Below are 12,322 nucleotides of genomic sequence, written 5' to 3' on the forward strand. Positions count from 1 at the left end.
AACCCACCCACCCCGCTCGGCCGGGATGCCGCGGGCGGCGCCGGGCGGCGATGCCAGTCCGCCGGGCCGGCCAGATTCGCGTTCCCTCCGCTGCGGATGTGGGAGCGGGGTGAGCCCTCGACCGCCGAGGAGCCACCGGCGCCAGCCCGGACGGACGCCGTGCTGCCGGGCGCCGGCCACGGCAGCCGCCCGCCCGCGGCGGCGGAACGGGCCGGCGGGACCGGCCGGGCCGGGGCAGGCACCAGCGCATCCGGGACCCGCGTCCCGGTCTGCGGCGACACCCGCCACGCCGCGACACCCGCCGCCGGTGCGGCCACCGCGGCGGCACGCAGGGTCTCGACGAACTCGGGATGGGCGGCTGCCAGTCCCGGGTGCGCGTCGAGCATCGCCAGCAGCTCATCGCCGAGATCGAGAAACGGAGCGGCCAACCCCTCGTCCTCGGCGAGGACCAGGGCCCGTGCGAGCAGCGCCGTCGCCCGCGCGTGATCGTCACGCCGGGCGGCGGCGACGGCCGCGAGCGCGCACGCGGCGACGACCGGGCCGCCCCCGCCGCCATCGGCGCGCAGCAGGCCGGCCACCGCGTTGTCGGCCGCGTCCAGATCCGCGCAGGCGAGATCCGCCCGTGCCGCGGCCAGCGCGAGGACGTGGTCAGGACGGCGGGCGTCGGCCGGGCGCCCCAGCACCTGCCGCGCTGCCTGGGCATTGCCGACCGCGAGCAGCAGGTCGACCTCGACGGCCTGCCACAGCGACAGGCACAGCGGCGGACCGGCCGGTCGCCCGCGCCCGATCAGCAGGCGGCGGGCGGCCCGCACGTCGTCCGGCCTGCCTCGCCGGCACCGCGACCGCGCGTCCAGCACCGCGAGGAGATCGAGCAGATGCGGCGGACACCCAGGGCCCAGTCCGGTTCGGGCGGCCTGGAGATGGCCGGCTACCTGTTCCCCCTTGGCTCGGGCGATAGCCACCATCGCCATTGCAAGATGCGCCTCGGTGGCACCGACCATCCCCGGATAAGTCGCAACCATTTCATCACCATGCGTTGAGATTCCCTCGCCACCCATCTCGGCAAAGGAACCCATAGTCATCTCAAAATCTCCCACTGTAGCGACAGCAGGCGGGGCCGGCTCGCCGGAGCCGGCACCGAGCTCGCCGACGGCGGAGAACACCACCGCGGCCGCCGACTCGGCCAGCCGAAGCCGGCCCCGTAGCGCGTGGGCGAGCGCCAGGGCGCCGGCCGCGGAGATCTCGACCATCCGGGCATCCGCCAGCCGAGCCGCCTCGACCGCCTCGGTAAGCGCGTCCACCGCGGGCTCGGCACGGCCGAGCCACAGCTCCGCCCGCCCCCGCCCGCACCAGGCCAGCGCCGCGACGATCTCGCCGAGGCGATCGGCGTCCCGCTCGGCCGGCCCGTCGGTCTGCTCGGCGTTGAGCGCGGGGTCGTCGGCACGGGCCGGCGCTGCCACCCGCCGGCCGGGGCCCCGCCGTTGGCCGATCCCGGACTCCGGGCCGGCACGCAACAGCCGGCGAGCCACCCCGAGCATCTCCTCGCCGGCCCCGACCAGCTCGGCCCGGCGCAGTTCGACGAGGTCGGCCTGGGTGGACAGGAAACGACGCCGGGAGACGGCCGACGCCGCGATCGCCACGCGTGCCACCTCCAGGCACCGAGTCGCCTTCGCCACTCGGCCGTGGTGCAGATGTCCGACTGCGGCGACGAGCGCGCATTCGGGCGCCCACGACACCCACGACGCTGGCATCGCCGCGAGGATGGGCCGCAGGCGCAGCGCAGGGCCGCACAGCGCGTCCACCATCCCGATGCCGTCGACAAGCAGGCAGGACGCGTACCACCAGTCGCCGGCCCACGCCGCGTGCCGCGCCGCCTCCGCCGGCCGGCGGTGCGCGGCGAACCACAGTGCCGCCCGCAGGTGCAGCTCGGCGATGTCCTCGGTGTGATCCCGGGTCAGGTCCGAGCGCAGCAGTGCGGCAAGCAGCCGGTGGTACCGAAACCGGCTGCCGTCGGGGTGCACGACCACGAAGCCGGACCGCTCCGCGAGCTCCGCAAGCAACTGCGCGCCGGTGCCGGCCGACGCCGGAGCAGCGAGGTGCGGTTCGCCCACGACGGCGTCGGCCAGCGAACCGGTCATCGACTCCAACACGCTGGTACGCAGCAGGAAACGGTGGACGTCCGGGGGCTGGCGGGCGAGCAGCTCGGCGCGCAGAAACTCGACGATCTCCGGCGTCGCGGCCAGCGAGGCGGACGAAGGATCCAGATCCGCGGCCGTCGCCCGCCCCTCGGCCGGCGCCGGTGCGGATGCCACCGATGTTCTTGGCGGGGGCCCGCCGAGCCGGGCCGCCGCGCCGCGGGCCAGGGCTCCCACCGCCAGGCGCAGGCCGGCTGGCCATCCCTCGGTGGCGTGTAGCAGGTTGTCGACCAACCCGTCCGTCACCGGCAATCCCTGTGCCTGCAGGAGGTCGGCGGCCTCGGGTCGGGTGAACGCCAGTGCGTCCGCGTCGATCTCGGTGACCTGCCCGGCGACGCGCAGCCGGTGCAACGCCACCGGCACGGCCCGACCGACCAGGATGGTCCGGGCGCGCTCGCCGGCCTCGTTGATCAGAAGTTCCAGCCCGTCGAGATCCCGGCGTCGGCGGAGCAGGTGGGCGTCGTCGAGGACGAGCACGAACGGCGCCGGCAGGTCGGCGAGCAGGTTGGCCAGCTGCCGATAGCCATGGTCGGGCGGGTGGTGCGCCGCGCCGGCACCGGGGCGGGCGAGATCGGAGCCGACCGGAAGGAGGCCGGCGCGACCGAGGCCGTGCAGCAGTTGCGGCCACAAGGGCACGCTCGGCCCGTCGGGCACCGCCGGCGTCACCGCCGGATCGATCCGAATCCAGACGAGCGGTGGCCGCTCGGTCCGGGCTGCGGCCCAACCGGCGAGCAGCGTGGTTTTGCCCCACCCGGCCGGGGCCCGCACCACGGTGAGTGGGCGTGTCACCGCCTCGTCGAGTGACTGGCGCAGTCGGGGCCGGTCGAGGCAGTCGGGCGGAGTCGCCGGCACGACGAAATGGCCGCGCACCAGGGGCAGACCGGAGAGCGCGAGGGGACCAGACGGGACAGCACCGGGCACCGGTGACTGTTCGTCGAGCATCCCGCACCACCCCCCACGGCAAGTTCGCCCTCGGTAGTGGTACAGCTACTCGGCCGTATGAGCAACCTGTTGCGGCTCGGCGGGCGGGACAATCCCGCAAAGGCTGCCCCAGACAGCGGGCAGGCCAACGCAGGACCACGGTTCACGGGCCGGCGAACGGATCGGGGGCACCAGCCCGGGGACCCGCGTTCGGGTGCCCCACCGGCCATGGCGATCAGCCCCGCGCGGTCCGACCGATGGAAATGATCACGATACCGGCGGCCAGCGCCATCCCCTGGGCGGCCCCGCAGAGCGGCAGACCGTAGTAGACGAGCAGGACGGCGGCCACGGTCACGGACGCGATCGCGGCACGCCGCCCGGCATGGGTGAACACCCCACCGGGGTCATCCCCGTCGCGGCTATCTCCCAATGCTGGTGGTGCTGCTGCTGGTGCTGGTGGCCCGGGCGGGGGCGGCGGCGGGCCGACCGGGGGCGTCGAGCCGGTCATGACGCCCGCCGTGCCGGCCGCCGCAACTGACGTTGCACCGTGCCGACCGCCGTTCCCCCGGCCCCGTCAGGCCGCGCAGTCCGAGCAGACGACGCGGCGCGGATCCGCGAGCTGGCTGCGGTGCTGCACCAGAAAGCACTGGGTGCAGGTGAACTCGTCCGCCTGCCGAGGAAGCACCCGCAGCGACAGTTCCTCGTCGCGGACCTCGGAGTCGGGCAGATCCAGCTCGGCCTCGAGGGCGTCCATGTCGTCCCCAAGGTCCGCCGCGGCGCCCGCGCGCTGTGCCTTGAGCGTCTCCAGGCTCTGCTCCTGGAGCTCGTCCTCCTCGACATCCGTGCTTCGCCGAGCGTCGAAGTCACGAGCCATGCGTCCCCTTCCTTTCTCTGCCGTCGTTCACCCAGGGGTTATGCCAACCCGTGGGTAGTGGTTCCCGCCGAACACGGGGGGCCATGCAACACGACACCCCGCGATATCGGCTGACTACGGTACGCAATGACCCGGAGGATGGGGGATGCAGTGCCTTATATCCGCATTTCCCGGTGCCTCCGCCACATCCAAGGGTCCCGGCCGGAACGCGGATCTCCAAAGCCGAGCGAAGGATACGGGGCGCAACCGCGTCAGGCCAGACAGGGGGGCATCTGCGCGGTGTCGCTCCCACCACATTCACGCCCCGGACGTCACGACCCGGGCGGATCGCCTCCATCCCGATCGATGCGGCAACGTACACCACTCGGGCCCGGGGGCAGCGCCAGGTGGTCGACGGATCGCGCGTACGGACCCCATGGAGACTGCCACGTCCCGCAGCGAAGCCTCAGAGGTAGAGACCCGCGGGCCCGTCGTCGAGCCGCTCGGCCGCGACGGCGTGCACGTCGCGCTCCCGCAGCAGGACGTAGGTTGTCGATTGCAGTTCGACCTCGGCCCGGTCCTCGGGATCGAACAGCACCCGGTCGCCGACCTGGATGGTCCGCACGGCGGTGCCGACCCCGACGACGTCGGCCCACGACAACCGCTTGCCCATGTGCGCGGTCGGCGGGATGACGATGCCGGCCTTAGACCGCCGGTCCGCGGAGTCCTCCTGGGGCTCGACGAGCACCCGGTCGTGGAGAAGCCTGATCGGCAGCGGTCCGGCCTGCATGACACCCGCCTGCGTGCCCGCCCCAGCCACGCCGCCGACACCGTTGACACCGCCGGACACAACGCTCACAGGGTCGGACACTACCTGCCCGCGCAGGGCTCGCGGCACCCACGGCAGTCTTCGCGTGCCCGGAGGGCGAACGAACCGGGCGTGAGCCGGCGGATCCGGGCACCGTCACCTTGGCCTTTCCGCCCGGCGTCGCCGCGCCGGGCGGCTGCGCGGTCTCGGCCCGCCCACTCGACATCGCGCAGCTCATCAACCTGAAGTAACGAGTTGATGCACGCAATCGGCGTTGCCGGCATCGCGCACTATCGGAGCAGAGCCCACCGAACCTCCCCGGATGGGGAATGGTCTCCCAACGCGGTATAAGCTGCCGCCCATCGCTGCCCGGGCTGGCGCTGACGGGCGGCGTGCCGTGGCACCTCTCGATCGTCCGTTGGCGCCCAGGTAACCGTCGGCACGTCACGAACCTCAGGGATGGGGCACCACCATGGCATTGCGCATCAGTGTCGATCTCGATGGCCTGCGCTGGGCCGACCTGTTCCGCTTCGTCGATCTGGCCCGCAACGGCGGGATCAGCGCGGAGGATCAGGTCGACGTCATCACCTACGGCAGTGACCCGATGTCAGTGAGCCTCTCCGCCCGGATCTACCCGGCAACCGAGGGCTTCATGTCGACGGAGCCGTCGGACCCGTCCGGTGATGGCCTGCGCGGTGCCCCGCTCTCGATCGCCCCTGGTGCCGCCGCTCCCAACGGCTCGGGATTCGCCTACGACGGAGGTTCCGCCGAACGGAACGCCGCCCAGAACGGCACGCATTACCCCGCCTTCGACAACGGCCAGGAGCGTGCCGGTGCGCCGGGCGCCGGCAGCCTGCCGCCGTACGGCCCCGGTTACGACGCGCCGACCGACCGTGGCGGCCCCGGGCCCGGTGGCCATTACCCCACCTTCGACGGCCAGCCTGACCGGATGCCACCGAGCGGTGGCGGTCAGTTCTCGGGATTCGAACCATTCGATCGCTCCGGGCCAGGTAAGGAGCCCGGAGGTGCCCCCGGCCAGGTCGAAAGTCCCTACATCGAGGAATTCGCCCGCCTCCAGGAGGGGCTGATGCGGCAGGTTCGGCGCACCGACGAGGTCCGGCCGGACCGCTCCTGACCAGCGATTAGTGCCGCCCGGCCGCGGCAGTCGCGGGACCCCGGGCGGGACGTGACCGCGTACCCACCGGCCATGCGGCCCGCCGCCACGCTCACGGCAGGTGAGGAGGAGAAAACCGTCAGCGTCGCCGCGCGCCGCCCATCGGACGCAGACTGTGAGTCAGCCGTGACGGCACCCTCAATGGTTCTACGCCGTTCGCACCTTCTCGCCCGCTATGGTGCATGCTGCCTGTGATGGACGATCCGCGTCTTGCCGACGTCGAGCAATATCACGGGCGTTTGCGCTCCGAGCTCGACGTCATCGCGCGTGGGCCGGTTCTGGTCGGCCCGAAGATCATTGAGCACATCCATTCACTGATCACACTCATCGATCTGCACCAACCGAACGAGTTCGACCTCTGCCTGAGCTGCGACCGACTCTGGCCATGCGCCTCGATCATGGCCATCACCGGTGTCTCGCAGGACGCTGAGCCCGGTAGCCGCAACGACGAGGTCGAGCCGGACTACGCCGAATCCGGGGCCGACAGCAGCGCCCGCGCGGCCGCGGCCGACACCGGCCGCCCGCCTCCCCCGCCGGTCATCGGCTATGACGACCGGGAGCGCAGCCGAGACAGCCGCACCGCCCCCGAAATCAACGACCAGCGCGTCAACGAGCCGCGGTTCGACGACCAGCGGCCCGACGACCGCCGGTTCGACGACCAGCGGCCCGCCCCTCGAAGCTTCGACGACCGGCGGCCAGCGGACCGGCGGTTCGACGACCACGGCACGAGCGGCCGGCACCACGACGGCCGCGCTCTCGTCGGCCGCAGGCGCGACGATCGCGGCCTCGAGGTGCCCCCGGATGCCGGGCAGGACCGCGGCAACGTCCCGCCGCCGGGTCCGGGTTATCCCCCGGCGCACGTCGCGGCACCATCGCGCCAGCCGGCCATGCCGGGCACCCGACCCGCCGCCGGACCGCCGCCGGCCGCCCATCCTGGCCCGCCGCCCTCGGCGCCCGGCCGGCCTGCTGGTCCGCTGCCTGCGGTCGCGGCACACGGCGGCATCGGGTCCGGCGACGCTGACCGCCCACTGGACCGCGCCCGCGACGGTTACACCGGCTACCCGCCGGCAGCCGCGTCCGCGCAGCCGACCGCTCCCCGGCCGACGGGCCCCGCACCGCGCGTCCCGCCGACCTCCGGCAGACCACATCCGAACGGCGCGCTCCCCCGGCTGCCCGGGATGAACGATCCGGGCCGACGGCCGGCCGCGGAAGTCGGCAGCGAAGACAGGTCCGCCGGCCGCCACTACGCGGCCCATCCCAACGGCACGGCGGCCCATCCCAACGGCACGGCAGCCCATCCCAACGGCACGGCAGCCCACCCGACGGGCGGTGCATCGAACCTGCCCGGCACCGCGCCGCCGTCGCCGGGGCCGCCGCAGCAGCCCGGGGCACCCGGCTTCGCCCCGGCGCCCGCGGCCGGCGGGTCGTCCCCGGCGCAGCCGTGGCCCACGGGTGCGTTCCCGATCGCCGGGGATGCTGGCCGGGAACGATCGGACGAGTTCGGTTCGGCCCTGCCGGGTCTGGCACCGCCCACGGCCGGCGGCCGGTCGGGCCCACCGGCGGACGTCCCGGCGCGCCCGACCGGCGCGCAGCCCCGGTTCGCGGCCGGCGGCGCGACTGGTGTGGGCGGGCAGCCGCCGGACCGCCCACCGGACGCCGTCCCGAACCCGACCCAGCCGGTCGATCACAGCGTGCCGCCCGGATATGCCGGGCGGGTGTCCGTGCCGGCGTCCCGGCCCGCACCGCCTATCTCCGGCCCGGTGGAGATGGCGTCGGCGCGGGCAAGCGGCACCCGGGCCCCGCACCAGCAGGCCCCGCATCAGCAGGCCCCAGAGACTCGGGCTGGCGACCCGGCAGCCCGCGGTCCGGTGGAAGGCTCGGTCGGCGACTGGTCCGGCCCACCCCGAGGGCTTGACGTCGCCGGCCCGGCGGGAGCGGGGCGGCCCGACGCCCCCAGAGGCCCGGGACGTCCAAACGGGCCAGGCGGGCCCGGTCGAGCCGAGGACCCGCGCATGCGGGCCACCTCGGCTACCGCTCAGGGCCACGCCGGACCGCGGCTTGCGCCGGGCCGCGGCGGCGACGTCCCGCCTGAACGGCGCTCCACCGGCTGGCGCACAGACGGCGATCTGCCCGGTCATCCCGAGCAGGGTGGGCCGGGATGGCCAGGCCCCGACCCGCGGGAGCGGCGGCCCCGGGGCCAGGCGTCCCAGCCGGACCGGGCCGGGCCTCCCACCGGCGCGCCCCCACCGAACGGCCGATCGCCCTACACGGCGCCCACCGGTGGCCCGGGTAGCGCGGCGCCGGACGAGGGTCGCCCAGGTGGTCCCGGCCGTGGCCGCCCGATCGGGGCGGGCGGTTCCAGCACGCCTAATCTGCACAACCGCGGGCCGGGCCTCCGTCCGGGCCGGCCGAGCCGCGAGGAGTCGCCGCGCCGGCCGGGCGGCGAGCCGGACCGGCCGGGGCCCGGGTCGGAGCGGGAGGCCGAGCTGTCGGCGGCGGCGGCGCGCATCGACCAGGCGCAGGTCGACGAGGTCACGCAGGCATGGCTGGCGCGCCGCGGATCGGTATTGGACGGCATCGACGTCATCTGAGCCCCGGCGGACCCCGCCCGTGCCGCACGCCGCGCTGCGTCCCGCGGCGCGTCGTCGCCCCGAATGACCCCGGAGCGCGGTATCCAGATGCGGCACGCGGTCGTGAAGGCGACCGAGGGCCACAGACCGTGCAGGTTTGAGGTGGCGAACGGTGTGGCACGTACGCGTCATCGGGCAGCTCGCCCGGCGCGAGGGCGGCAACGGAAGACGGGGCCGTCCCCACCGATTTCACGGAAGGTGAGGCGTGGCCGGAGCACTGACCGCACGCTTCGACCTGCCCGCCGATCCCCGCGCCGCCGGCCGGGCCCGCCGCCTGGTCGCCGAGCTGCTCGCCGCTTGGCGCCGCCCTGAGACCGTCGAGGTCGCGCAGCTACTCGTCAGCGAGGTCGTGACGAACGCCGTGCGGTTCGTCGGCGCGAGGGGGGCGCTGTGCCTGAGCCTCACGCTGCAGACCGACCGGATCCGCATCGCCGTCGACGACGGCACGGCGCAGCATCCGGCGCTGAAGCCCGCCGGCGAGGATGACGAGTCCGGGCGGGGCATGCACCTCGTCGCCGCGCTGGCGCTGCAGTGGGGTGTCGTCGACATCCTGGACGGCCAGGGGCCGGGCAAGCAGGTCTGGTTCGATCTCCCCCGCCAGCCGGATCCGCCGCGCCAGGAGGATTCGCTGGAGGCGGCCTGCGGTTCCTGATCGAGCCTCGACGCCCGCACGCCTCCCCATTAGTTGGCCCCAAATCGGCTGAAAAAGTGTGAGAACGACTTTTCTGTCGCATATCTCTGGCATGTTTCGTACCGATACGTGCAGGAGGTCGCGGAATGGCCCGCACATCGCCCGACTCGCCATCATCGACGCGCCGGCCGCCTCTCTCGGCGCGCGGCTTCGGGCCCCCTCCCCGTGACGCTGACCAGCGCTTAGCACCGCCTCGCGCCGGCGGCTGGCCCGGCGGCACACCGGCCGCGCGGGCGTCATCGGCACGACCGGGGGATTTGTCCGCTCCATCCGCCGCCGACTGGAGTTAGTCAGGCCGACAATGCGGATGCTTCAGCTGTTGTTCAGCCAACTCGCGTACCGTGACCTGCGTCTCCATCGTCACGACCGTGACCACTGCTCCGACCCTACGGGGGTTGCCATAGAGATCCCGGTCCTGCTCGGCACGGACAGCGTCACTGCACCGCCCCTCGGCCCGTCGTCGCACCAGACCGAACCGCTGACCCGCCAGCGCCCGCGCCCGGCGAGGCCGAGCCACGACGAGGTCAGCGCGCACGAGCCCGCGGCGATCTCGGCTGGCAGTCACACCGGTGCCACCGATCCCGACCGTCACGTCTTCGACCGGCCCCTCGCCGTCGGTCCGGCCCGGTCCCGGCGCCGCACCGTGGTGTGCGGCATCGTCGTCGCGGCGTTGCTGGTGGCGCTGGCGGTGCGCTTCCGCGGAGACGCCGCCTCCCGGCTGTCCGGGGTGCCCGCCCCCCGCTGGCACTGGCTCGCCGCCTGCGCCTGCTGCACGGCGCTGTTCTACGTTGCCAACGGCCTGTCCATGCGGGCGGCCAGTGGTCTGCGAGTGGAGCTGCGCACGGTGACGGGCGTCCAGGTCGCGGCCGCGGCGACGAACCGGATCGTCCCCGCCGGCCTCGGTGCGATCGCGGTCCACCTGCGCTTCCTGGAGAAGCGCGGGATGACCCGGCCCGCGGCACTCGCCGCCATCGCGTCGATCAAGGCCGCCGGCGCGGTCAGCCACCTGGTCGGCATCATCATCGTCGCCGGGACGCTCAGCGGCTCGGGGATCGGCGAAGCGGTGGTCAGCCCGGTCCGGTCCACCCTCACCGGCATCGGCACCGGGCCGGTCCTGGTCGGCTGCGTGGTCGTGTGCGCGCTCGTGACCGGGACCGTCGCCCACCCCCGGGTGCGGGCGATGGCGCGGCCAGCCGCTCGCGCCTTCCGCACCCACATGTCGGTCCTCGCGCACTCCCCTGGACGCACCACCGTGCTGCTGCTGTCCCAGGCCGGTACCCGCCTGTTTCAGATCCTGGCGCTGGCGTGCACGGTCTGGGCCTTCGGCGCCAGCATCTCGATGATGTCGGTGGCCACCGTCTACCTCGTCGGCTCCTTGGTGGCCGGCGCGGCGCCGACAGCCGGTGGGGTCGGTGCCCTGGAACCGGCGCTGGCCTTCGGGCTGGCGGCCGCCGGCGGCGACGCCGCGACCATGCTCGCCGTCGTCCTCGTCTATCGGGTGATCAGCTTCTGGCTACCGGTCCTGCCCGGGATCGTCGCCCTGGCCGGTCTGCGGCGCCGCGGCGACCTGTAAAGCTACGGCCAGTCAGGCGGCCTCCAGTCAGGCGGCCAGGTTGAGGGCCTCGACCACCGGCTCCTCATGCTCGTGGCCGAGCACCGACAGCCCGCCCGCGGCCAGCACGAAGTACGCCCCCGCTCGCGGCGGCAGGCCGAGCCAGCGGCCGAGCAGCACCCGCAGCATGTGCCCGTGCCCGACGAGTGCGACATCGCCGTGCTCCAGCCAGGGACGCAGCCGGCCCAGCACGGCGTCGGCGCGCGCCCCGACCTGCTCCGCGGTCTCGCCGCCGGGCACCGGCGCGGTCCACACCGTCCAGCCGGGCACGGTCTCGCGGATCGTCGCCGTGGTGATCCCCTCGTAGCGGCCGTAGTCCCATTCGGCCAGGTCGTCCCAGACCTCCCGCCCGGTCTCGGGCGTGGCGACCAGACCGGCGAGGTCGGCGGTACGCCGGGCCCGCACCCGGGGGCTGGTCGCGACGAGGCTGAAGGACCACGTCGACAGCCGGGCGGCCTGCCCGGCGGCCTGGCGCTCCCCCTCGGCGGTGAGATCGACGTCGGTGCTTCCGGTGTGCCGACCAAGCCGGCTCCACTCGGTCTCCCCGTGGCGCAGCAGCACCACCCGGCCCGGTGGTACCTGTGGGCTCATCCGCGGCGCGTTGACCGCCGCCGGCGACGCCGGACCCCGCCGGCGAACAGCAGCAGCCCCCCGCCGACCAGTGCCACCCGATCCCACCGCACGACCCGCACGAAGGCGACGTCGCGTGGGGACAGCCGGTGCGCCCCGGGACCGCCGCCCGGCCCGCGCCCGGGGACCAGCACCCCGCCGGCCGCGGCGCCGGACCCCGCCGGTAGCTGCGGCGCACCCGGCCCTGGCCCGATCCCGAGGGCGGGCCCGTAGCGCTGCCGGAGCTCGGCGGTCCTGGCCCGGAGCTGCTCCTGGGTGCGGTCGGCGATCCGGCGTGGGCTGACGATCTCGGCGATCGAGTCGATCGTCGCGGCCAGCTCGGCGCGGGTCTCCTCGATCTGCTGTTGGATGACGGCCGGGTCCTGCGGCACGAATGTTGCCCTCTCGTCCGGTGCGGATGGCGGCGGTCACGATGCGCGCCGATCATGTCGACGCCGCACCGCAGACATCCTCGTCAGGTGCGACCCTGCCGGATGCGACCGCGCCGGTGTGGCCCTGTCGGTTGCGGCCGGCCTATTCCGATCGTGCCAGACCGACCACCCCCCGGCGAGGAGAAACGTCGAGTGGTCACCAGGAGGTCTCTCACGTTTGGCCCCGCGTGCCGGCTTGCCCCCACTTCGGCGCCTGCCCCCGGCCGCGGGCCACGGCCCGTATCTGCGGCGCAGTCGCGGCTGTCGACCAGCTCGGCGACGCCGGACCGGACTGGCCGGAGATCTCGAGTCACGGGACATTACGCTGATGGCTGTGCGTGGCGGTCGGCGGCGGTCGGACCCGGGCGGGCGTCGCCCCGGGCCGACCAGTCCTGACC

Annotated in this window: 10 protein-coding genes; 4 read left to right on the top strand and 6 right to left on the bottom strand. The window is 74.2% G+C overall.

The window, feature by feature from the left end; all coding sequences use genetic code 11:
• The 4 genes from NBZ85_RS18730 to NBZ85_RS18745 all read right to left on the bottom strand — a co-directional run.
• Positions 1-3,137 (bottom strand): winged helix-turn-helix domain-containing protein (locus tag NBZ85_RS18730; protein WP_261562324.1); only part of this gene is annotated, 3,137 nt, incomplete at its 3' end.
• Positions 3,138-3,351: 214 nt separating this feature from the next.
• Positions 3,352-3,624 (bottom strand): hypothetical protein, encoded by a 273-nt coding sequence (locus tag NBZ85_RS18735; RefSeq protein ID WP_261558122.1) that lies wholly within the window; start codon positions 3,622-3,624, stop codon positions 3,352-3,354.
• A 66-nt stretch (positions 3,625-3,690) separates the two neighbouring features.
• The gene (locus NBZ85_RS18740; protein WP_261558123.1) at positions 3,691-3,990 is read right to left on the bottom strand and encodes a DUF4193 family protein; all 300 of its coding nucleotides are present in this window, start codon (positions 3,988-3,990) and stop codon (positions 3,691-3,693) included.
• A 445-nt stretch (positions 3,991-4,435) separates the two neighbouring features.
• Positions 4,436-4,828 (bottom strand): GroES family chaperonin, encoded by a 393-nt coding sequence (locus NBZ85_RS18745; protein WP_261558124.1) that lies wholly within the window; start codon positions 4,826-4,828, stop codon positions 4,436-4,438.
• A gap of 421 nt (positions 4,829-5,249) precedes the next feature.
• On the opposite strand from NBZ85_RS18745, the gene NBZ85_RS18750 reads away from it, so the two are divergent.
• The 4 genes from NBZ85_RS18750 to NBZ85_RS18765 all read left to right on the top strand — a co-directional run bounded on the left by NBZ85_RS18750 (position 5,250) and on the right by NBZ85_RS18765 (position 10,845).
• Entirely contained in the window at positions 5,250-5,912 is a 663-nt protein-coding gene (locus NBZ85_RS18750; protein ID WP_261558125.1) for a hypothetical protein, read from the top strand.
• Between the two features lie 233 nt (positions 5,913-6,145).
• Positions 6,146-8,542, top strand: coding sequence for a hypothetical protein (locus tag NBZ85_RS18755; RefSeq protein ID WP_261558126.1), 2,397 nt, complete (start codon positions 6,146-6,148; stop codon positions 8,540-8,542).
• Positions 8,543-8,786: 244 nt separating this feature from the next.
• Positions 8,787-9,233 carry an ATP-binding protein gene (locus NBZ85_RS18760; RefSeq protein WP_261558127.1) on the top strand — a complete coding sequence of 149 codons (447 nt, stop codon included), beginning with the start codon at positions 8,787-8,789 and terminating at the stop codon, positions 9,231-9,233.
• A 346-nt stretch (positions 9,234-9,579) separates the two neighbouring features.
• A complete protein-coding gene (locus NBZ85_RS18765; RefSeq protein WP_308205022.1) occupies positions 9,580-10,845 on the top strand; it encodes a lysylphosphatidylglycerol synthase transmembrane domain-containing protein in 1,266 nt (421 codons plus the stop codon).
• 27 nt (positions 10,846-10,872) lie between these two features.
• Here NBZ85_RS18765 and NBZ85_RS18770 read toward each other — a convergent pair whose 3' ends face one another.
• Together NBZ85_RS18770 and NBZ85_RS18775 are read right to left on the bottom strand one after the other, a co-directional pair.
• Positions 10,873-11,475 carry a histidine phosphatase family protein gene (locus NBZ85_RS18770; RefSeq protein WP_261558129.1) on the bottom strand — a complete coding sequence of 201 codons (603 nt, stop codon included), beginning with the start codon at positions 11,473-11,475 and terminating at the stop codon, positions 10,873-10,875.
• Positions 11,472-11,885 carry a DUF3618 domain-containing protein gene (locus NBZ85_RS18775; RefSeq protein ID WP_261558130.1) on the bottom strand — a complete coding sequence of 138 codons (414 nt, stop codon included), beginning with the start codon at positions 11,883-11,885 and terminating at the stop codon, positions 11,472-11,474. The genes NBZ85_RS18770 and NBZ85_RS18775 overlap by 4 nt, the downstream gene beginning before the upstream one ends.
• Positions 11,886-12,322 lie beyond the last annotated feature (437 nt).

Origin of the sequence: Frankia tisae (assembly GCF_025403405.1) — a bacterium.
Taxonomy (GTDB): Bacteria; Actinomycetota; Actinomycetes; order Frankiales; family Frankiaceae; genus Frankia; species Frankia tisai.